This is a genomic window from Chitinophaga terrae (ex Kim and Jung 2007), assembly GCF_900107795.1.
Lineage (GTDB): Bacteria > Bacteroidota > Bacteroidia > Chitinophagales > Chitinophagaceae > Chitinophaga > Chitinophaga terrae.
In genome coordinates, this window is sequence record NZ_FNRL01000004.1 from 1 (window position 1) to 22,098 (window position 22,098).

Consider the following 22,098-nt stretch of genomic DNA (forward strand, 5'->3'; position numbering starts at 1 on the left):
AAGGCTTACCAAATGAACCCGCAAGGGTAAGCGCTTATAATAACGGTTTGATTGATGCTTTCTGTTTGCCGCATTGATTATAGCACTGGGTATTACATCTAATATTTGAGATAATACCGGCTGTCCGGAAAAACTTTTATTTTCGCCCATGGTAATTTTAAGTGTGGTAACTCAAACTTACCAAATTGGGCGGTTCTTCGGAACTGCCTTTTTTCATCCTAAAACATTATTTTAGTCGGACAATAGTGAAAAAAAATATGAAACTGGATAAATTTATTTTTTCCAGAGGCGTTGGATCGTGGATCCGGAACGTTGTTCGAGCATCACCTGGTGGCCGTTACTGAGTTCTTCCAGCATAGCCGGCTGGTAATAACGTACAGTGAGCAGTTCCAGCCCTTCATTATAAGAGATCTTGAATTGCTGGTGCAACGTCTTAATAAGGAGTTCGATCTTTTCGGGGTTATTGTCTATACAGCAGGAAAAGTTAATGGCTCCGTTCTGCATAAGGTTGATCTTGATCTTCAGGCCATGGAAGATCTCGTATATGTCACTGATCTTATCTTCCGTGATAAACGAATAATCTTTAGAGGTAATGGTCAATAATACCTGGTTCTTTTTCAGTACAATGATAGGAGGCAGTTTCCGGGTATCGGCTTCTTCCCTGATCACGGTGCCTGGAAGGTTTTTGTCGAGAAAACATTTGACCAGCAGAGGGATCTGCTTGTTCTGTAAAGGTTTGATGGTTTTAGGGTGGATCACCTGCGCGCCATAGTAAGCCATTTCTATCACTTCAGCATAACTGATCTCGGGGATATTGACCGTGTTAGGAAACAACTTCGGATCAGCATTTTTTAATCCTTCTACATCTTTCCAGATGGTCTGGCTTTCGGCATCCAGCATATTGGCAAAAACTGCAGCTGAGTAGTCGCTGCCTTCACGACCCAATGTCACGCTCTCGTTCTGGTCAGTACTGCCTATAAAGCCCTGTGTAATAACGATATTGGTTTTATTAAACAGCGGAACAACTTTCTCCGTTACCTGTTTCTGGGTATATACCCAGTCGATGTTTGCATCACGGAAGTTGTCGTCGGTTCTGAAAACATCTCTTACATCCAGCCATTCGTTGTTCAGTCCTATCGTGTTGAAATAGGCGCTCACGATGGCGGTACTTAAAAGCTCGCCTAAACTTACCAGCTGATCGTAGTAATAGTCGTAGGTCCGCATCGGCTTTTCGCCAAGGGTCCATTCAGCTTCTGTAAAGAACTGCTGCAGTTGCTGGAATACAGGATGTTCGGTTGTACCTAACAAGCCTTCCGCTACACGGAGATGACCCTGTTCAATATTAAATAACAACTGTGCGGCGATTTCCTTTTTCCTTAAATAAAAATTCTCGGCTACCTTTTCCAACTCATTGGTTGTTTTAGCCATGGCTGATATAACGATCAGCAGTTTTTCATCGGGAAACGACTGTACGATCTGACCTACCTGCCGGATACGTTCAATGCTTTCTAAACTTGCACCACCAAACTTGAAAACCTTCATATGATAGTTTGTCTTCTATAAAAAAATATTCGGCAAAGTACGGCAAGTTTAGAATTGTTTTAAAATCTGTTTACGGATAAATGACAGTTTTATTAAAGTAAGCCCTTTTGGCTTAATTTCGTCCGCACAAGCTAACGTTATGAATCTTAAGCAAAAAGTAATGACCCTGGACGAGTTCACCATCCAGGAGCTACGCAATTATCCCGGCGCTACCGGTCAATTGTCAGGTCTGCTGCGCGACATAGGTCTTGCTGCCAAACGTGTGAATGTAGAAGTAAATAAAGCAGGTATTGCCGATATTCTCGGTGAAGCAGGAAAAACCAACGTACAGGGCGAATCTGTAAAGAAATTAGATGAATTTGCCAACCAGCAATTTATTAACTCACTGGAAACCAGTATTTACTGTTGCGGCGTTGCCTCCGAAGAAGAAGAAAACTTCATCGCTTTCACTGATGAGCATTCCATGAAATCAAAATACGTAGTGTTGATGGACCCACTGGATGGTTCCAGCAATATCGACGTAAACGTATCCATAGGTACTATTTTCTCTGTATATCGCCGCCTTTCACCGGAAGGCTCACCATGCGAACTGGAAGATTTCCTCCAGCCAGGCACCCAGCAGATCGCTGCAGGCTATATCATCTATGGTTCTTCAACCATGATGGTATATGCCACCAGGAGAAGCGTTCAGGGCTTCACCCTCGACCCGTCGATCGGTGAGTTCTGCCTCTCGCACCCTAACCTGAAATGCCCGGTGGAAAGCGATATCTTCTCCGTCAACGTAGGGTATTACCATCTTTACGATGCCAAAACCCGTAAATCAATAGATCATTTCATGGCCAGGAACGAGAACGACAGGGTATACCGCCATCGCTTCGTCGGCTGCATGGTAGCCGAAATACACCGTACCCTTATCCAGGGCGGTATATTCATGTACCCTGCCTTCGGCAAATATGTAGCCGGCCGGTTAAGGCTTTGCTACGAATGCAACCCTATGTCGTTCATTATGGAAAAGGCAGGGGGAGTAGCCATGGCTAACGGTAAACAAAGATTACTGGAATTAAAGCCAGCCCAGTTGCATCAGCGTGTACCTATTTTTATAGGCTCCCGCAAAATGATGGAAACGTGGCAGCATATAGTGAATGAATAATGTTCTCTTTCAGGGATAAAAAAAGACGCAGGAAAAGATTTTTTCCGCGTCTTTTTCGTTTATAGTAAAAGTGGTACAACACTTGATAAACCTGGCCCGATTTTATACGTCTCTATACTAAACGCTTTTTATTTCAATTATTAACCAGTTATTCTATGTTCATTTTGAGGAACCGCAGGATTTTAGTTTTGTTTATGGCAATTTTTACAGTATTCCAGGCCAGCGCCTGCTCCCGTGCCACAACGCCCCGCGACAGCAGCAATTCAGCCCGGGGAAGCCTGGAAGAACAGATCCTTTATTATACCAACAAGTTCCGTCAGTCGAAAGGCCTGAAGCCCCTGCAACTGGATGCTGCCATCAGCGCCCAGGCCCGCAATCATAGTAAAGACATGGCCAGCGGCCGCACAGGATTCGGTCACGAAGGGTTCGAGGAAAGAGTGGCTACCATCTCCAAAACCAAAGGACGCGTAGCCGGTGCAGCGGAAAATGTGGCCTATGGCACCTTAGACGCCGAAGCAGTGGTAAACGGATGGATCAAAAGCCCGGGACACCGCAAAAACATGCTGGGAGATTATAACCTGATCGGCATCGGGGCGGCAGATAAAGGGAGGATCACCTTTTTTACACAGGTATTTATCAAGCAATAACTGTTATCGTAAATATTGAGAAGAGGGATGTTTCAGGAACTTTGAAGCATCCCTTTTTCGTGCCCCGCCAGGCAACAGTCGCAGATTTTCTGTATCTGCCCGCTATTTACTAACCGCATAATTATGTAACTTGGCCCCATGGAAAAGAAAAAGATCATAGAGGTAGAGAATCTGGTTAAAAAGTATGGCGATTTCACCGCTGTAAAAGGAATCAGCTTTGACGTGTTCGAAGGCGAAATATTCGGGCTTCTCGGGCCTAACGGAGCCGGAAAATCAACAACCCTGGAGATTATAGAAACCCTTAGGGAAAAAACCTCGGGAAAAGTAGTGGTAGGAGGTTATGATCTGGATAAATCACCGAACGATATCAAAAAGATCATTGGCGTACAGTTGCAAAGTTCAGGCTATTACCCGGGCCTCAACCTGATAGAACTCATCGAAATGTTCGGAGGCCTGTACAACCAACCCGTAAAGCCATTGCAGCTGCTGGGGATGTTCAACCTGGAAGATAAGGCCAAAGCCCAGTATAAAGAACTTTCGGGAGGTCAGAAACAGCGGTTTTCCATCGCTACCACCCTGATCAACAAACCTCAGATCATATTCTTGGATGAACCAACCACAGGTCTGGACCCCCAGGCCCGCCGCAATCTGTGGGACCTGATACAGGAAGTCCGTAACCAGGGAACTACTGTGGTGATCACCACGCACTATATGGACGAAGCAGAATTCCTGTGCAACCGTTGCGCCATCGTCGATAGCGGCCGTATCATCGCCATCGATTCTCCCGACGCCCTGATAGACAAACTGGTTTCTTCAGGTTTTGAAAGAAAGAAAGAAGTGAAGAAGGCAAACCTGGAAGATGTATTCATTCACCTCACCGGTAAAGAGCTGCGGGAAGAATAAACTCCGCTTTTATGGAAGAATTGCAATACCCGATAGGCAGGTTCAATCCTCCCGCTACGATCACAGACGCCCAGTTAAGAAAGTATATTGATGACATCCGTTACCTTCCTCAACTGGTTGAATTAGCCGTGCAGAACATGGACGAATACCAGCTGCAAACCCCTTACAGGCCGGGTGGCTGGACAGTAGCGCAGGTAATACATCATTTAGCCGATAGTCATATGAATGCGGTAGTGAGGATGAAACTGGCCTTAACAGAAAACAATCCTGTTATCAAACCGTACGACGAACAGGCCTGGGCTACATTGCCTGATGTCGCCAACACGCCCGTCAATGTTTCCATTACACTGCTTTATGCTTTGCATAACCGCTGGGTGAAATTACTGGAACACCTGGAGGCCGACGACTGGAATAAAACCTTCTATCATCCCGGCAGCGGCATCACCTACGATATGCGGCTGCTTGCCGCTACCTATTCCTGGCACGGGCTTCATCACCTGGAACATATTTTACGTTTAAAAGAAAGAATGGGGTGGTAACACTCCGGGAACTATTATGAGCAATATGGATTGGAAGACGCTCTCGTCAGAGTATCTGTTTAAAGACGATTGGTTAACTGCCAGGGTCGATACCTGCGAAACGCCGGCAGGAAAAATTGTATCTCCCTATTATGTCCTGGAATATCGTAACTGGGTAAACGGAGTCGCTATCCGTGAAGATGGGATGGTGATCATGATCAGGCAGTTCCGCCAGGGAATCGGCAAAACGTTATTAGAGATCCCCGGCGGTACCATGGATGAATCAGATCCTTCTCCTTTGTTTGCGATGCAACGCGAAATGCTGGAAGAAACCGGGTACGAGTTCAGGAACTGGATATCTTTAGGGAAGATAGCTCCTAATCCCGCATCCAGCAATAATTACACGCACATGTTCCTTGCAACGGGCGGCGTAAAGGTGAGGGAACAGCAGTTAGATCATAATGAAGATATCGAAGTTGTATTGATGTCGATAGACGAATTGCAACAACTGGTACTCGAAAATAAGCTGGAGCAAAGCCTGCATGTTACCTGCATATTTTATGCGCTGATGCATTTAGGCAGGCTGAAGATGCAATAATCTTACATCACTTCCGCTACCACGAAAAAGCTGCCGCATACCAGTATCATATCATCTTTTTGTGCATGTTGCCTGGCGCTGTGCAGGGCCGCCTGTACGGAAGGATAGGCATGACCGTTCAAGCCTTGTGCTGCACCCATTTCGGCCAGCGCCACTTCATCCAGCGCCCTTGGGATCTGCGCTTTGCAAAAGTAATAATGCGCTGTTTTAGGGAACAACGGCAATACCTGTTCTACCTCCTTATCTTTCACAAACCCTACTACAATATGCAACTGCTGGAAGTTCTGATGCCTCAGCTGTTCCATAATTTCACGGATGCCTGCTTCGTTATGCCCCACATCCAGTACGGTTAAAGGATGTTGGTCTATGATTTCCCAACGGCCCCTGAGCCCGGTAAGTTTCCTGACGTGCGAAAGCGCTGCAGCCACATCTTCCCAACTTAATTTCCAGCCTTTGCGTTGCATTACTTTTACCGCTGCCAGTACTCCCATCAGGTTCTTTTCCTGGTATTGCCCGCTGAGGTCAAGTTTAAAGGTACGCATCTGCTGTTCCGCCCGGTCGAGTATCTGAACATCGAGATGGGTATTATGAATGGCGCTTTGCGCCTCCATCCATTCCTGGTCTGCAAACTGTATATCAGCCTGCATTTCAGAAGCCTTCTGTATAAATACATCGGCAACTTCCGACTGCGTTTCACTGATCACAACAGGAACGCCTGGTTTGATGATGCCTGCTTTTTCCGCAGCGATCAAAGGCAGGGTATCGCCCAGGATATGTTTATGATCATAACTGATATTCGTGATGAGAGAGAGTTCAGGGGTGATCACGTTGGTGCTGTCGAGCCGTCCTCCAAGCCCCACCTCAACGATAGCAATATCTACCTGCTCCTGCTGGAAATAGGTGAAAGCCATTGCCACGGTCAGTTCAAAGAAAGAAGGTTTTATCTCTTCAATCGCTCCCTTCATTTCTTCTGTAAACCGGATCACAAAATCTTCAGGTACCATTTCACCATTTACCCTGATCCTTTCCCGGAAATCGAGCAGGTGAGGGGAAGTATATAAACCGGTTTTATAGCCTGCCTGCTGGAAAATAGCTGCCAGCATGTTGCTGGAAGAGCCTTTGCCATTGGTGCCTGCTATATGGATTGATTTAAAGCTTTTATGCGGTTGGTTTAACCGATCCAGCAGGTTGAGGGTATTGTGAAGATCGGTTTTATAGGCGCTGGCGCCTACTTTGGTGAACATTGGTAACTGAGCGAACAGGTAGTCGATCGTTTCTTTGTAAGAAGCCATATAGGAAAATTACAACTGTACTTAGTAATTGTTCACAGGGCAGCCGACTTGTCGTTTTCGCATTCTGAAAATACCACCTCCGTTAGCATCGCCCCGGTCGAACATATTTGAATTCAATCGCAAAGCTACGAAAGCCGCACCATGATCGATATGTTTTTCAAATAAGTTGGTAAAAAGAGAAGAAGCACCGAAAACAACCGGCCCTATACGAACGGCGGCGCCCACATCTGCCTGCCCGTTGCGGTTGATGGTGAACGGAAGGTAAGCGCCTATAAGACTGGTTTCATAACGGGGAGTAATGTTGAACTGGGTAAGGGCATGCGATTTGGTGATGTCGCGCTGGCCCCCGGTTAATGCTATAACGGCATTTACGCCAACAAAGAAGGTGTTGTTAATATTGTAATCGCCCATCAGGTTCATGGCTGCCGGCAACGTCATATCAAAAGTTTTTTCGCTGGCCATGGGAGTGAAATAACTATTCAGGCGGGTAGAGTATTGTTTCAGGCTTTCGTTTTTCTTATAGGTAAGTTCTTTCGGGTCTATGTCGGCCCTTTGCAGGTTCAGGTCTGCATTGAATTCTCCCTTTGTATAACGTATCCTGCCCAGGTCAGTAAACGAAACGCCTAAACGAAATTGATAATCGTCGGCGTCTGAGCTTTCATATGCGCCGAAACCGCCGTTATCAGGCCTGTATTCATATACCAGGCCTATATCTGCACCCAGCCCGTTGTTTTGGAACAGGCGTATGTTGCTGAGGGTATTGTTCTGCCAGTGGTCAAGTTCTTCGCTGTAACCGTAATAAAGCGTTCCGCTGGTGATGGAAGCGTTCCTTGAGTTGGTGGCTTCAAAGTTGGCGTTTTTTACGGTAGCATATCCTGCTGCCACGCCGCTCAGCAACTTGAGAGTGATACCGGCTTTCCAGCGGCTGTTATATCCCTGTTTGATCACCCGTGCATAGCTGAGGCCCATTTCATGCCAGACATGCGCACCTACGCCAACCTGGGGGATAGAGAGGCTGGTGCCATTGAAACTTGGATTAGGAAAATTAACTCCAAAGAAATTGGCCAGCTGGGTAGAGAGGTTGCCTCCGCTGCTGCTGCTTCTCATCCGCCACACAAAAGAAACGGATTGTTTATCATCGATGGCATATAAAAAAGAAGGCAATACTATTTCAGCCATTTCCCATGCGTTTTGCCTCCTGTTGGCGCCCTGGTCAAGGAAGTAATCCCTGTTCAGCCGCATGGTGTCGGGCGGGTTAAACAATACAGATTTAGGAACGCTGACGTAGGTATTGCCCGCGTTAACATCCACTCCAATAATATTCAGATCCCATTTATAGCGATAACCTGCTGCGGTTGCCGGGTTGGAAAAGACGCCATAGATACCTGCATAATTGCTGGTGTTATAGCCGGTGAAGCTTTGAGCCAGTGAAACATTGGCCAACAGTAGCAGCACTGCTGCGTAGGAAAAGATACGGTTAAGTTTTACAGTCATCGTTGGCGATAAAAAACAGGTTTCTCGTAAATGCACGCGAAGTTGATACCCGATCATGCTCGAACTCATAGGTATGTAGGATCTAGGATAAAAAAAGTATTGGCATTAGCTCAGGTAGCACAATGTTCGACACTCTCCATTCCCGGAATACCCGGATGCTGCTGCTAGTTTTATTCTGCTTTAAAGTAAAAACGAATGGTACCAAACTGCTCTTCCGGAGCATCTGGGTTGGCATTGTATTTCAGCTGACCGCTTCTTGCTGCTCTCCTTGCGATTTCGATCAGTTGCGGGTTGCTGATGGTAGAACCTTTCATGCTGAAGGTGGCGGATGTGACGTTACCTTGCCGGTCTACTTTGATGTTGATGGCTACATACCCGGTTTCTGTTCCGTCGTAGGTAACCTGTGGTCTGCCTATGAGGCTGCGGCCATTTAAGTGGAAATCGGAGCGTCCGCCGCCCAGGCCGCCGCCGGTATAACCGCCGCCGTTAGGGTTGCCGCCCAGTTGCCCGCGATCGCCGGGTTTGCCAGTATTACCTTCGCCGGTTGCATTGTTGGAGCCATTGGCGTTGTTGCCGCTGTGCGCATTATTGCTGGTACCGCCTGCAAATACGGCCTTAGGCTTTGGAGCAGGAGCGGGAGCGGGAGGCGTTGGTTTGGGAGGATCTTCTACCGGTTTTTTCCTGGTTTCTTTTACCGGTTTCGGTTCAACTATTTTCTTTGGAATTTCTTTTGGCTTAACAACAGGTTTTTCAGGCTTCTTGATTTCCGGCGCATCTTCTTCGTCCTGGGTCGCTACATCCTGCGGTTGTTCTTCGGCGGCTTTCGGAGCTTCGGGAACATTTTCTGCAGGCGCCGGTTCAGAAGCAGCGGCGCTTGGCGGGTTAGGGTTCAACGGTTGTTCGTCTCCCATTCCATCGTCGGTTGTTCCTAAATTAACTTCCATACCCAGGTCCTGGTTGGGAAGAGGCGGAGGGGCCGAAAAGCCGGTAAAGGCAAGGGCCAGTAACAGCAACGCATGCACGGCGATGGTAACGCCTGCAGCCTGAAAATTCTTTTTACCGTTGTTTTCCTCCATATTTAATTTAGCTTGATGAGCGCCTGGTAAGGCCAAAGTTAATTTTTTTGACTATAAAAATTACTACTTTCAAAGTTGGATGGCAAAACTTTACAAAAACTATGCTACTTTCGGCCATCCTCTTTTATGAAGTTTTTACAACTACCCATTCGTTTATACAAAGACGCATATACGGGCCTAACCCCCGCCATCTGGTGGCTTTCCCTGGTTTTACTGATCAATCGCGCCGGTACTATGGTGATCCCGTTCATGACGGTTTATCTCACCCAGCAATTGCACTTTCCTATAGCCCAGGCAGGTATTGTAATGGCCTGTTTTGGTTCCGGCGCTATTGCCGGCGCCTTGCTGGGCGGATGGCTTTCGGATAAGATCGGGTTTTACCAGGTTCAGTTCTGGAGCCTATTCTTAAACGGTTTGTTCTTCTTTTTATTGGGGCAGTTACAAACATTCCCGCAGTTTTGTGCAGTTGCTTTTATACAGGGTACGGTGGCAGACGCTTTCAGGCCTGCCAACAGTATTGCCATCACTGCTTACAGCACAGGACAGAACCGAACGCGTTCCTACGCCCTGAACAGGTTGGCGGTAAACCTGGGTTGGTCTGTAGGACCGGCGTTAGGAGGGATGCTGGCCAGCATCAGTTATCATTTTTTGTTTTGGGTAGATGGATTTACCTGCATAACTGCTGCAATATTGATGAGAATGTTGTTGCCGCCGGTTCCCGCTCCTCCAAAGGCAAAACATAATGAAGCCGCCAGGAAAACGGATGGCGTCATAAAAGACCGTTTATTCCTCTGGTTTATTCTCTTTGCAACGATCACGGCTATATGTCTTTTCCAGTTCTCCAATATGATCCCGCTCTATTTCAAGCAGGAACTGAAAATGAAAGAATGGCTGATAGGATTGAATATGTCGCTCAATGGTATCCTGATCGTTTTTGTTGAAATGGTGCTGGTACATCGCCTGAACGGGAAGAAACCTGATCTGCTGTACGTGGTTTTCGGCATCCTGCTGATTGCAGTGGCCTATTTGCTGATCAATCTTTCCATGTGGTATCATATCTTCTCCGTATTATTTATCATGGTGCTTACATTCGGGGAGATCTTCTGCCTGCCGTTTATGAACAACTTCTGGTTCAGCAGGAGCAAGGAGCATAACAGGGGGCAGTATGCAGCGCTGTATACCATCTCTTATTCATTTGCCAATATTGCCACGCCAACGGCAGGTACTTTTATTGTACAGCAACTGGGATTTTCGGCCTGGTGGCTGATCACCATCGGTTTATGCCTGTTGGCGGCCGGGGGAACTTACTGGGTGCATAAAAAGGCAGCAGGCGCGGCATTTTTTACAAAAATTGTTAACTGATTATCAATTATTGCTTTTGAATTATAGAAATTATAAAAAATGCAGTAATATTGGTAAATGAAAGTAGTACAATTTACTGTTCCTGTTGCAGCAGACGGTGCGGTAGTAGTGCAGGAAGACATTTTGCCTTATTTCTATAATTACCTGCATAGACATAAGGAGGCACAGGTTACATTGATCATTAAGGGAGAGGGAACTCTCATTGCAGGCAACTATACCCAACCTTTCAAAGCGGGTGATATTTATGTGATTGGCGCCAACCAACCGCATATGTTTAAAGGGGATGCCAAATACTTTGAAAATCTCCAGGAAAAGAACATCCATGCCATTCACATTTTCTTTGATCATGAACAGGCGTTAAAAGGGTTATTCAATCTTCCCGAAATGGAAGTAGTGAGGAAGTTTTTATTGCTGACCACTAACAGTTTGCAATTACCTGCCGCTCATACAGAGAAAATAGGAGAGGAAGTGCAGAAGATCGCCGGACTTACAGGGGCTGAACGATTGCTGGCATTCATTAACATGCTGTTGTATTTCTCCAAACAGGTGAAGGACTGGAAGTCATTGTCTACCGGCTTTTCAAAGCATACCTACAGCGAGTCTGAAGGTTTGCGCATGAACGACATCTATCAATATACCTTAGAACATTACAGCGAAAATATTACGCTGGGAAAGATAGCTTCCGTAGCCCATCTTACCACTTATGCTTTCTGCAAGTATTTCAAAAAGCATACGCGCAAAACCTATCTCGAATTCCTGAACGAAGTACGCATCAACGCCGCCTGTAAGAAGATCATTGCCGGCAATTTTGATAGCATTGCCGCCGTAGCTTATGCTACAGGGTATAATAACCCGATCACGTTTAACCGTGTATTCAGGAAAGTAACGGGAATGTCGCCAACGAATTATGCACGGCAGTACAGGTACGAGGAAGAGAGTTTAATGCAGAAAAATTAGGAAGGATATTATTGGAGAATATTGAAAAAGGGGTGCACAACACCCCTTTTTTTGTATGATTATTTTTAATGCGCAAAGTCCTTCATATAATCCCCTTTGATACGTTCCATCGGCGGATTGAAATACCCGAATTTAACGTTAGGGAATTCGTCATGGATCAATTCCATCATTTGCTTGATTCCTAAACATGGACCTACTTCTGTAATTCCCATGCGGCCCAGGTACCAGTCAGGATCAATGTTGAAATTACGCCATTGGATCATGCTCAGGTCAGTGTCTTTGATCAGCTTTCTCAACGCTTCATATTCCTCTTCGCTGTCTGTCATTCCAGGGAATACGAAATAGTTGATAGACGCCCATCCGCCAAATGATCTTACTACTTTCAGGCTCTCTACAATATCCTCGAACTTATAGTTATTAGGACGGTAATAAGGCGTGTAATACTTCTCCAGTGCAGAGTTCATACTTACCCTGATACTGTCTAACCCCGCTTCGCAGAGCGCTCTCACAGCGTCCGGTTTGCTGCCGTTGGTATTGATATTAATACTTCCCTTAGGCGTATGCTTGCGGATCTCGATAATGGATTCGCGAATGGTTTCCCACATCAGCAACGGTTCGCCTTCGCAACCCTGCCCAAAGCTCACGATTGGAAAAGGAGCGGTTTCCAGATGCGGTACTGTGTATTCAACGATCTCTTCTGCTGTTGGTTTGAAACGCAGACGGTCCTGTGTAGAAACGATCGATTCTTCTTCCGGCTGGAAGGAGATGCAACCTACGCAATTGGCGTTACATGCAGGAGAAGAAGGAATAGGACATTCCCATCTGCCCATGAAGTAGTTTCTTGCGGCCGGGCACTCATACGTCAGCGCACAGTTTTCTGCCAGGTGCTGAACCAACCTGTTATGCGGGTAGGCCTCCAGGAGGGTTTTAACTCCCTGCTTTACTTTCTTTGCATCAAATCCTGCACATTCCTGCCTGATATCTGCTTCGATCCTGGTAGCCGGAACATAGAATTTCCCATCCAGCCAACCTACTGCAGTGTAACAGAAAAGCGGGAGGGTAGGAGCGTCTGGCATGGTTTCATAAGCAGCCAGGTAAAACCCTGTATGCGCCGGCGGGATAAAGGCAGCTACTGCCCAGCCCTTGTCGCATAACTCCATATCTCCTGTTTCAGCGTTGATACCAATGCCGCGTCTGCCAGGCAACTCATACAAATTACCTCCTTCAGGCAATTCGATCCATTCATCCGGTTCTATAGGCAACGCGTCCCAGCCGCTACGGCCGGTCACTAACATGCTGGTATCTTCAAAGATATTCCCGTTACCGTCGGAATATAATATGTAAGGTGTCTGTTTTAACATTGGTAATAATTAAATCAATCTTTAACGCGCTTCTGGAAGAAAGCGTTCAATTCTTCCCGCTGGGCCGGCGTTGGTTCGTCCAGTACTTCGAGCTGTAATATCCTGTTATTCCTGTAATCTATTGTCAGCAGGTCGTTGCGCAAAATTACGTTATTCAACTCGTTCCAGCCAACCAGTTTGGTACTGAAGGTGGTTGGAAGAGTGATCCCCGTGATATCGAACCGCACAAACGAGGGTTGAAATATCTTATATTCCATCCAGCCCACGTAGGCAAGCCCTATACCTACCAACAGCAGCAACAGGCCGGTTAACGGCAGTTTATGCGATAAAAAATACAGGCAGCTGGTGAAGCAGATGAATGCTTCTATCACCCTGGCTATGCTGTTAACCTCGTTGAACTTTTTAAACCGTTTCATGATAAACGGAAAAATGATGCAGGCAAGCCCCATCACAAAAAACAACGCTGCCAGGAACCAGTTAGGTTGCCCGCTCCTGTAAACGCCAATGGTGTTGAACAGGAATAAGATCCCTGTTAACCCGTGCATCACAGGCAATAAGCGTATCCTGCTGCTGGTATTCGGATGCAGAATTCTCAGTTTATCCATTGTCAGCAGGATTAGAAGACACCAACAGGTTGCATAATTTGAACAGCACGCGGGCGCCTACATTGGCGTCCCATTCATCGTGCGAGGTGCTTACTTCATTCAGGTCAAATCCTATCAGTTTACGACCGCTGGCCAATACCTGCCTGAACAGGTAATTCACCTGTTCTACTTCAAAACCGCCGGCAACCGGGGTGCCGGTATGCGGACATAATTTCGGGTCCAGCCCATCAATATCAAAACTGATATATACCTGTTCAGGCAATGTGGCTACGATACTGTCGCAGATCGATTTCCAGGTTTCCCCTTCAAACTGTCTTTCCTTGATCTGTTTGTCAAAGAACGTTACCACTTTGCCTTCACTGTTATTGATATAGTCTACTTCTTCTTCGCAATAATCCCTGATACCTACCTGCACCAGTTTGGTCAGCTGCGGTACTTCCGCCAGGGCGTTGTACATGATGGAGGCATGCGAATACTGGAAACCTTCATAGGCGTCTCTAAGGTCGCAATGCGCATCGATCTGGAGGATGCCGAATTCGCCTTTATGCTCGCCGATCGCCTTAAAGAAACCTAAAGGAGTACTGTGATCGCCTCCTACCAGTCCTACCAGTTTACCTTTTTCCAGCAAACCTTTAGTCTGGTTGTATACCCACTCATTCATGGCTTTGGTACCATTGCTCACATCTACCAGGGTCTTTGTAAGGAACTCGTTTTCAGATATATCTCCGCCCTCAGTCAGGAATTTCAGGTATAATTCTGCCTCTTTACGCAGGTAATCGCTGCGTAACAGTAAATGCCTGTCGGGCTCCCTCATGTAAAAGCCCTGTTTCCAACCATCTTTTACATCAGCATCGTACAGGTCTACCTGGAAAGAGGCCTTAAAGATATGTTCCGGACCACGGGCCGTACCATTATTATAAGAAACGGTCACTTCCCAGGGAACAGGTAACAATACCAGTCTGGCTTCCTCTTCTGTAAATGGTAAGCCAAAAACGTTGTTGGATAACAGACCAACTGCATTAGGGTCAAATTGAGATAAATCTGCCATGATTGAGTCGTACTTTTCAAAAATTTCGCCCGCAAAGATACTATTATGTTTACTAACGCCCGTCTTCTTCCAAAAAGAATTGCCTTTTATATAAAATTTGTCCGAACAACGTCATTTTGACTTAATTTTGCCGATTAATCGGAAAGAAATAAATAACGGCAAAAGACCGGAAAAGTTAAAGTCGCACTGGTAGGGGTTTTTGCAGTCAGAAGGTAAATCAATAGGAAGATAATTTTCATATGAAAAAAACAAATATAATTCTGCTGGTAGTTATTGCGATAGCAATCGGAGTAATCGTTACAATGGTAGGAGATTTCAGCACCTATGAAACTTTCGCCACCGCACGCGAAAAAGAAGGCAAGGAGTTTCATGTGATCGGCACGCTCGATACCTTGCAAACTATGCACTATGATCCGGTGAAAGATGCCAACCTGTTCAGCTTTTATGTACATGATAAAACCGGGGAAACCAGGAAAGTGGTTTTTTACGGGGCCAAACCTACCGACTTTGAAAAAGCAGAATCTTTAGTACTTACAGGCAAAATGGAAGGCGATGAATTCCACTGTAACAAGATTTTGATGAAATGTCCTTCCAAATACAAGGACGACCAGGTTGCAATGGGCAACAAACAACTTTAAGATGTTTTGGGATGGCCTGTTGCAGAACAGTCCAGTTTACATGAGTATCCCGGATTAATTTTTATCTCTCAGAGGAATTTTATGAAGTTTGTAGGGGAACATTTACTGCCTGGTCAACTTGGCCATTTCTTTGCCATATTGGCTTTCGTGGCTTCTATGGTTGCTACTGTAGCTTATTATAATGCCGTTAAGATCAAGGAACCACTGATCAAAGAGTCCTGGAAACGACTGGCCCGCTGGTCGTTCATCCTTCAATCCGTGGCTATACTTGCTACTTTCGGTTGCCTGTATTATATCTTACATAACCATTATTTTGAATATAAATACGCCTGGAGAAATACCTCCAGGGATCTGCCTGCTCAGTACATATTGTCCAGCCTCTGGTCAGACCAGGAAGGAAGCTTCATGCTATGGAGCATCTGGAACAGTATTCTGGGCCTGGTATTAATGCGTACTTCCGGCAATCTCGAATCGCCGGTTATGACCGTTTTCTCTTTATCACAGTTGATTATGGCCAGCATGCTGCTGGGCATCTATGTGCTGGATTATAAAGTAGGAAGTAATCCTTTCCTGTTGCTGAGAGAAGCGCCTGAAAACATGGCTGCTCCGATTTTCAGGGAAACCAATTATATGGAGCATATCCACGATGGTAACGGGCTCAATGTAACCCTCCAGAACTACTGGATGGTGATACACCCGCCTATCCTGTTCCTGGGCTTTGCTTCCATGATCATCCCGTTTGCATTCGCTTTCGCCGGTTTATGGACCCGCGATTATACCGGGTGGGTAAAGCCTGTATTGCCATGGTCCCTTTTTGCAGTGATGCTGCTGGGTACCGGTATTATGATGGGCGCCGCCTGGGCGTATGAATCGCTGAACTTCGGCGGTTACTGGGCCTGGGACCCTGTAGAAAATGCTTCCCTCGTGCCATGGCTAACCATGGTGGCCGGTGTGCATACGCTTCTTGCCTATAAGGCAACAGGCCACTCCCTGAAGATCACCGTTTTCTTCTTCTTTATTTCTTATATCCTCATCCTGTATTCTTCTTTCTTAACAAAAAGCGGAATACTGGGAGATACTTCCGTTCACTCATTCACTGATATGGGGATGACGGCCCAGTTGCTCTTCTCAATGCTGGTATTTACCATACCTTCCATCGTATTGCTGATCAACCGCCGCAAAGATATTCCCGGCATCAGGAACGAAGAAAGCAGCTACTCCCGCGAATTCTGGTTATTCGTTGGCTCCCTCATCCTGTTGATCGCAGCCATCCAGGTGACTTTCACCACTTCCATCCCTGTATGGAATAAATTGTTGAGCCTCACCGGCCTGAAAACCTTGTTCAAGATGGACGATATTGCACCTCCATCCGATGTGATCTTCCACTACAACAAGATCCAGATCTGGATTGCTGTGGTAGTAGGCGTATTGACAGCTGTGGTGCAGTTCATGAAATATAAAGACACGCCAAAGGGCCAACTGACCCGCAAACTGGCCGTGCCTACCCTGATTGCGTTACTGCTTACAGGTTTGATCGCCTGGAAAGGAAATATTACCTACGATACATATGGCGCCGGTTTCCTTGTCGCTATCTACCTGATGCTGTTTGCCAGCATTTACGCGATAGTAGGCAACTTCGTGTATATCTTCGTTGGCCTGAAAGGCAAGCTGAATAGCGCAGGCGCTTCCGTGGCGCATATCGGTTTCGGGATGGTATTGCTGGGAGTGCTGATCTCTTCCGCCAAAAAAGAAGTGATCTCTATCGACCGCATGAAGATGCTGAACGACGGCTTCTTCAGCAAAGAAAGCAAGCAAAACCCCCGCGAGAACATTATGCTGCCTAAGAATGTTCCGGTATCCATGGGCGATTACCATGTGACCTATACAGGAGATTCTATCGCGGCAGGAGATCCTAAAACCTACTATGTAGTTAATTACGAGAAAAAAGACCGCGAAACAGGAAAGGTGCTGGAGAAATTCACCCTTTACCCGGATGCCTTCGTCAATAAAAAGGAGAATGCCATTTCCTCTAATCCTGCATCCAGGCACTATTGGACTAAAGACGTATTTACCTATGTTTCTGCAGCTCCCAACAGGGAAGAACAGGCAAAGGCGGATACAACTCCATATACCACTCACGTGATCCAACAGGGCGATTCAGTATTCTTCTCCAAAGGCTTTATGGTATTGAAAGGACTGAACACCGCTCCCAAGAGCAAAAACTACCTGTCGGAACCCGGCGACCTGGCTGTTGGCGCAGAACTGGAAGTTTACACCCAGACAGACGATCATTTCAAACTGCAGCCGATCTACTTCATCCGCGACAGCAGCTACCAATACAGCGTGGAAGATACGCTGGCGCCTTTGGGGCTGAATGTTCGCTTCTCGAAGATCTTACCGGCTGAAAACAAAATTGAGCTGAAAGTAAAAGAATCCGCAGAGGCCAGCGATTTCATCGTAATGAAAGCGTTGATATTCCCTTATATCAATGTGCTTTGGATAGGCATCATAGTGATGGTGATAGGTACTGGTATGAGTATTTATCAACGTGTAAAAAGAAGATAGGAAATAAGAATTGCTGTATAAAAAGATCCTCCAGGGGCGGCCCGCCACTGGAGGATCTTTATTTTATCCCTGGATGATTCAACGGAGCACAACGGGAATATTTATTAAATTCATCATAAAAATATAAAATATAAACTCGGTAATCTTCTCTACATTCACAGTAATATTATAGTACAATGCCCCGTTGGTTACGTATATTCCTGATAGTTATAGCCACTTTATCGGTGGTTTACTTTGTAGGGCCCAAGCCCCCTGTACCTGTCTATGATCACCAGTTGCCCGCCGTACCACCCGCCGGCCCGGGTTTAGACAGCTTTGTACACCGCCGCGAAGCGATGCATAAACTGAAACCTGATAACCAGGCAAGGATCGTATGGTATGACACCGCATTTCGTAAAACGCCTTATTCGGTAGTTTACCTGCATGGTTTTTCTGCCAGCCAGGAAGAAGGGAACCCGGTGCATCGCAACTTCGCCAAACGATACGGGTGCAATTTGTACCTCTCCCGCCTGGATGGCCATGGCATTGATACCAGCGCCCCCTTGCTGACCATGACGGCCGAACAGCTTTGGAAAGACGCGGAAGAAGCCCTGAGCATAGGATTGGCGATAGGAGAAAAGGTAATTATAATCGGTACTTCTACGGGCGGTACGCTGGCCTTGCGACTGGCAGCCAAATATCCTGACAAGGTGTTTGCGCTGATCAATATGTCGCCCAACATCGAGATCAACGACGACCTGGCCTTCCTGGCCAACAATCCCTGGGGGCTGCAACTGGCCAGGCTGGTGAGCGGAGGGGATTTCAGGCAGGGAAAGGATGCCAACCCGGAGGAAGCAAAATACTGGTATAACAGTTATCGCCTGGAAGCAGTGGTTCAGCTGCAAAACCTGCTGGAAACTACCATGACGCCTGAAACGTTTGCAGCAGTGCGGCAACCTGTTCTGACCCTTTACTACTACAAAGATGAAGAACACCAGGACCAAACGGTGAGGGTATCGGCCATCCTGCGGATGAATAGCGGGTTAGGCACGCCGCCCGGCCTGAAAGACGCCCTGCCGATGCCGGAAGTAGGAGCGCATGTGATGGGCTGCTCGCTGACCTCTCACGACCTGCCGTCGGTAGAAAAGGCTATCTACGCTTTTGCGCAGGATAAGTTGCACCTGACGCCTGTTCAATAGCACGATTTAGTTAAGCAAGAAATCTGAAATCTTTTATAACTTGTGGTAACATTGTTTTATTCGCAACGTTAAATAATATATGCGCTTCTCTTCACACATCATTTCAGGGCTTACCTTGCTGGCCGGGGTACTCTTTTGCCAGTTGGCCGCCAAGGCCCAGCAGGCGCAGGGAGGGAGCCAGGTGGCATTGCATGCCATCGTTACGGGAAGCGATACCATTCCTACCATCACCTTGCCGATGGTGGAAGTGATAGAAAAGTTGCCTAAAGCATTGAGGAAAGAAAGGGAAAGATGGACCCGGCTACGGAACGCAGTTTATGTAACCTATCCTTACGCCCGCTCAGCGGCGAGGATACTGAAGGATGTTAACGGGAAGCTGGCGTCCATGAATAATAAAAGAGATAGGAAAGCCTACCTGGCAGGCAAGGAGAAAGAGCTGAAAGCGCAATTCGGCGACAAGCTGGAGAACCTTTCCGTTTACCAGGGAAAAGTGCTGATGAAGTTGATAGACAGGGAAACAGGACAGAATTGTTACGAGATAATAAAAGAACTTAAAGGCGGTTTTAATGCCAGGGTATGGCAAACTGTAGCCTTCTTTTTCGGGGGCAACCTTAAGAGTGATTATGACAAACAGGAAGACAGGGATATTGAGGCCATTGTACAAGAAATAGAATTGTATAATTACTACCGCGCATATAATTGACCTGCTTCAAAACACCCATACAATGATGAGAGCAGGCAGCATATTGATTTTCAGCTTATTTTTTTGTGTTAACCAGGTCGTTGCCCAGCAGGAGGAAGACGATGAACCGGTGTATGTGATCGACAGCGTACTTTCCAGTCAAGGCGCCATGTCGAAGATCTCGCCTGACCAGATTGGCATGATGACCATAGCAAAAGGCAGCAAGGCGGTGGAAAAATACGGCCCGCAGGCCGCCAATGGCGTGATTTATATAGAAACAAAGCCATTTGCCAGGAAAAGGGTGAGTACCCTCCTGAGAAGCGCTTCTAAAGAATACGACAGCGTTTACAGGAAATACGGTTCAGACAGTACTTTTTTCTTCCTCGTCAATACCCAGCCGGTGAACCGCAACAACGAAGGAATTTTGCTGGCCCTGGACGCCAGGAACTTCGTTTCCCTGAAAGTGATCTACGCCCGGGAGCTGGAAGATAAATACAAGGTGGATGGCCATCCTGTAGGGGTAGTGATCACCAGTTCAGGTGATTAAATATTTTCTTCCCATCTTTGCATCTCAATTTACAGGCTTTATGAAATTAGATATTCTGGCAATAGCCGTGCACCCGGACGATGTTGAGTTGGGGTGTTCGGGCACATTGATGGTACATGCACAACAGGGATTAAAAGTAGGAATTGTAGATTTAACAAGAGGAGAGCTGGGAACGAGAGGAACGCCGGAGTTGCGGCTGCAGGAAGCCCAGCAGGCCGCCAGGATCATGGGCGTAGAAGTACGGGAAAACCTCGGGCTGGCGGATGGTTTCTTCAGGAACGACACAAAAGAGCAGATGGCTATCATCACCGCTGTCAGGAAGTATCGCCCGGAAATAGTTTTAGCCAATGCCATGGACGACCGGCATCCGGATCACGGACGGGCTGGAAAACTGATAGAAGACAGCTGTTTTTTGGCGGGATTGAGAAAGATCGCAACCAGCGTAGACGGAGTAGAGCAGGAGGCCTGGAGGCCAAAGCAGGTCTACCATTTCCTGCAGGACAGGTATCACGAACCTGATTTTGTTATAGATATAACGCCGGTAATGGAAAAGAAGCTGGAAGCCATTAAGGCATTCAGTTCCCAATTCCTGGCCGCCAAGGATAATGAGCCGCAGACCTATATTTCAGGCAGCAATTTCTTTGAAAGTGTGATCTACAGGGCAAAAATGCTGGGTAAGATGGTGGGAGTGGAGTATGCAGAAGGATATACTTCAGCGAAGATGATCGGAGTTAGAAGTATGATGGATCTGATCAATGTAACAACCTGATTTATCTGGCAACAAATCATAAAAAAAGTGGCTGCAATAATCAGCCACTTTTTTAATATCTGCTAAGCATGCAAACATCCTGCCCCATTGGGGTAATTCCCGAAACGGTTTGCAGGACCCGCTAAACACTAAATGAATAGATCTTTTGTAGCGTCGAATTCATCGTGTTTGATGATGCTGTTTTTAATAAACGGAATCAAAGCAAGTCCAATCGTGATAACAACAAGAAATAAGTACTTTTTTTTCATAGCCATGCGATTTTAAGTTAAATACCACTCCTATATAACTAAATAGTGTGCCAAAATGTTACGGAAATGGCATAAAAATGTTAAGCAGGGATTATATTTTTTTTCTTGCTATCCCAGCACTGCGGGGTTTCCGCGGTTTCCTGTCCGAAGCCAGGCAGATATATAGACAATCTCAATGCCGTATTTTTAAAATCTATTTGATTACTAATGAATGTAATGTGATCTTTGCGCCGTCAAAAGCAACAAATAGATTGTCTGTAAATCAAAAAAGAGAAATATTTATTATGAAAAATGTTATTTTATCCGTAGGATCTGAGTTTCCTGAGTTTAAGAAAACTGCTGTAGTATCAATCGAAAAAGGTAAAGAATTTTATGAACTGTCTTCAGAAGAACTGAAAGCTTCAGGAAAATGGATGGTAATGTTCTGGTGGCCTAAAGATTTTACTTTTGTTTGCCCTACTGAGATCGCTGAGTTCAACAAGCATGCACAGGATTTTGCTGACCGCGATGCGATATTGATCGGTGCATCAACTGACAGCGAATTCGTTCATGCTGCATGGAGAAGAGATCACGAAGATCTGCGCAACCTGCAGTTCCCTATGCTGGCTGATACTTCCAAATCATTAGCTACTGAATTAGGTATCCTGGAAGCTAACGAAAAAGTGGCTTACCGTGCTACTTACATCGTAGATCCACAAGGTATCGTTCGTTGGGTGTCATTGTATGACCTGTCTGTAGGTCGTAGCGTGAAAGAAGTACTGCGCGTACTGGATGCGTTGCAGACAGATGAACTGTGTCCTTGCAACTGGAACAAAGGTGAAGCTACTTTATCAGCTTAATTGATTAATTCATTATTGGTACAGGGGTGCTGCTGAATTTAATTCCGGCATCCCTGTATTTTAAATACAATTTTAGTTT

Annotated in this window: 22 protein-coding genes; 14 read left to right on the plus strand and 8 right to left on the minus strand. The window is 46.2% G+C overall.

Annotated elements, in window-relative coordinates; all coding sequences use genetic code 11:
• Both BLV62_RS28945 and BLV62_RS05235 read right to left on the minus strand, forming a co-directional pair.
• Positions 1-150, minus strand: a 150-nt coding sequence (locus BLV62_RS28945; protein WP_139169944.1) for a DUF4372 domain-containing protein, incomplete at its 3' end; no start/stop codon positions are given.
• Between the two features lie 123 nt (positions 151-273).
• Positions 274-1,542, minus strand: coding sequence for an aspartate kinase (locus BLV62_RS05235; RefSeq protein WP_089759429.1), 1,269 nt, complete (start codon positions 1,540-1,542; stop codon positions 274-276).
• Between the two features lie 139 nt (positions 1,543-1,681).
• On the opposite strand from BLV62_RS05235, the gene fbp reads away from it, so the two are divergent.
• The 5 genes from fbp (at position 1,682) to BLV62_RS05260 (ending at position 5,358) form a co-directional block, all read left to right on the plus strand.
• Positions 1,682-2,692 (plus strand): class 1 fructose-bisphosphatase, encoded by a 1,011-nt coding sequence (fbp, locus tag BLV62_RS05240; RefSeq protein ID WP_089759431.1) that lies wholly within the window; start codon positions 1,682-1,684, stop codon positions 2,690-2,692.
• Between the two features lie 194 nt (positions 2,693-2,886).
• Positions 2,887-3,339 (plus strand): CAP domain-containing protein, encoded by a 453-nt coding sequence (locus BLV62_RS05245; protein WP_089759875.1) that lies wholly within the window; start codon positions 2,887-2,889, stop codon positions 3,337-3,339.
• A gap of 138 nt (positions 3,340-3,477) precedes the next feature.
• Entirely contained in the window at positions 3,478-4,242 is a 765-nt protein-coding gene (locus BLV62_RS05250) for an ABC transporter ATP-binding protein (protein WP_089759433.1), read from the plus strand.
• Positions 4,243-4,253: 11 nt separating this feature from the next.
• Positions 4,254-4,781 (plus strand): YfiT family bacillithiol transferase, encoded by a 528-nt coding sequence (locus BLV62_RS05255; protein WP_089759434.1) that lies wholly within the window; start codon positions 4,254-4,256, stop codon positions 4,779-4,781.
• Positions 4,782-4,806: 25 nt separating this feature from the next.
• Positions 4,807-5,358, plus strand: a complete 552-nt coding sequence (locus BLV62_RS05260) for an NUDIX hydrolase (RefSeq protein ID WP_225889512.1) — start codon at positions 4,807-4,809, stop codon at positions 5,356-5,358.
• A gap of 2 nt (positions 5,359-5,360) precedes the next feature.
• Here the strand turns inward: BLV62_RS05260 and BLV62_RS05265 are convergent, their stop codons facing one another.
• From BLV62_RS05265 to BLV62_RS05275, 3 genes are all read right to left on the minus strand, one after another.
• Positions 5,361-6,650, minus strand: a complete 1,290-nt coding sequence (locus tag BLV62_RS05265; protein ID WP_225889513.1) for a bifunctional folylpolyglutamate synthase/dihydrofolate synthase — start codon at positions 6,648-6,650, stop codon at positions 5,361-5,363.
• Between the two features lie 21 nt (positions 6,651-6,671).
• The gene (locus BLV62_RS05270; protein WP_089759438.1) at positions 6,672-8,144 is read right to left on the minus strand and encodes a DUF5723 family protein; all 1,473 of its coding nucleotides are present in this window, start codon (positions 8,142-8,144) and stop codon (positions 6,672-6,674) included.
• A 170-nt stretch (positions 8,145-8,314) separates the two neighbouring features.
• On the minus strand, positions 8,315-9,220 hold the full coding sequence (locus BLV62_RS05275; RefSeq protein WP_139169946.1) for a hypothetical protein: 906 nt from the start codon (positions 9,218-9,220) through the stop codon (positions 8,315-8,317).
• 126 nt (positions 9,221-9,346) lie between these two features.
• Here BLV62_RS05275 and BLV62_RS05280 point away from each other — a divergent pair, with 126 nt between their 5' ends.
• Together BLV62_RS05280 and BLV62_RS05285 are read left to right on the plus strand one after the other, a co-directional pair.
• Positions 9,347-10,582, plus strand: a complete 1,236-nt coding sequence (locus BLV62_RS05280; protein WP_089759442.1) for an MFS transporter — start codon at positions 9,347-9,349, stop codon at positions 10,580-10,582.
• A gap of 57 nt (positions 10,583-10,639) precedes the next feature.
• On the plus strand, positions 10,640-11,539 hold the full coding sequence (locus tag BLV62_RS05285; protein WP_089759444.1) for an AraC family transcriptional regulator: 900 nt from the start codon (positions 10,640-10,642) through the stop codon (positions 11,537-11,539).
• 65 nt (positions 11,540-11,604) lie between these two features.
• On the opposite strand, the gene BLV62_RS05290 is transcribed toward BLV62_RS05285, so the two are convergent.
• The 3 genes from BLV62_RS05290 to BLV62_RS05300 are packed head-to-tail and all read right to left on the minus strand — an operon-like array spanning position 11,605 to position 14,553.
• The gene (locus BLV62_RS05290) at positions 11,605-12,900 is read right to left on the minus strand and encodes a radical SAM protein (protein ID WP_089759446.1); all 1,296 of its coding nucleotides are present in this window, start codon (positions 12,898-12,900) and stop codon (positions 11,605-11,607) included.
• Between the two features lie 14 nt (positions 12,901-12,914).
• The gene (locus BLV62_RS05295; RefSeq protein WP_089759448.1) at positions 12,915-13,505 is read right to left on the minus strand and encodes a hypothetical protein; all 591 of its coding nucleotides are present in this window, start codon (positions 13,503-13,505) and stop codon (positions 12,915-12,917) included.
• Positions 13,498-14,553: an agmatinase family protein gene (locus BLV62_RS05300; protein ID WP_089759449.1), complete on the minus strand. Its 1,056-nt coding sequence runs from the start codon at positions 14,551-14,553 to the stop codon at positions 13,498-13,500. The genes BLV62_RS05295 and BLV62_RS05300 overlap by 8 nt, the downstream gene beginning before the upstream one ends.
• Before the next feature lie 239 nt (positions 14,554-14,792).
• On the opposite strand from BLV62_RS05300, the gene BLV62_RS05305 reads away from it, so the two are divergent.
• From BLV62_RS05305 to BLV62_RS05335, 7 genes are all read left to right on the plus strand, one after another.
• The gene (locus BLV62_RS05305; protein ID WP_089759451.1) at positions 14,793-15,191 is read left to right on the plus strand and encodes a cytochrome c maturation protein CcmE domain-containing protein; all 399 of its coding nucleotides are present in this window, start codon (positions 14,793-14,795) and stop codon (positions 15,189-15,191) included.
• Positions 15,192-15,272: 81 nt separating this feature from the next.
• Positions 15,273-17,756: a cytochrome c biogenesis protein CcsA gene (ccsA, locus tag BLV62_RS05310; protein ID WP_089759453.1), complete on the plus strand. Its 2,484-nt coding sequence runs from the start codon at positions 15,273-15,275 to the stop codon at positions 17,754-17,756.
• A 176-nt stretch (positions 17,757-17,932) separates the two neighbouring features.
• Positions 17,933-18,934: an alpha/beta hydrolase gene (locus BLV62_RS05315; RefSeq protein ID WP_089759455.1), complete on the plus strand. Its 1,002-nt coding sequence runs from the start codon at positions 17,933-17,935 to the stop codon at positions 18,932-18,934.
• Positions 18,935-19,013: 79 nt separating this feature from the next.
• Positions 19,014-19,637: a DUF4294 domain-containing protein gene (locus tag BLV62_RS05320; protein WP_089759457.1), complete on the plus strand. Its 624-nt coding sequence runs from the start codon at positions 19,014-19,016 to the stop codon at positions 19,635-19,637.
• A 22-nt stretch (positions 19,638-19,659) separates the two neighbouring features.
• Positions 19,660-20,163, plus strand: coding sequence for a hypothetical protein (locus BLV62_RS05325; protein WP_139169948.1), 504 nt, complete (start codon positions 19,660-19,662; stop codon positions 20,161-20,163).
• 40 nt (positions 20,164-20,203) lie between these two features.
• Positions 20,204-20,932: a bacillithiol biosynthesis deacetylase BshB1 gene (gene bshB1, locus BLV62_RS05330; protein ID WP_089759461.1), complete on the plus strand. Its 729-nt coding sequence runs from the start codon at positions 20,204-20,206 to the stop codon at positions 20,930-20,932.
• A 532-nt stretch (positions 20,933-21,464) separates the two neighbouring features.
• Positions 21,465-22,019, plus strand: a complete 555-nt coding sequence (locus BLV62_RS05335; RefSeq protein ID WP_089759879.1) for a peroxiredoxin — start codon at positions 21,465-21,467, stop codon at positions 22,017-22,019.
• Positions 22,020-22,098 lie beyond the last annotated feature (79 nt).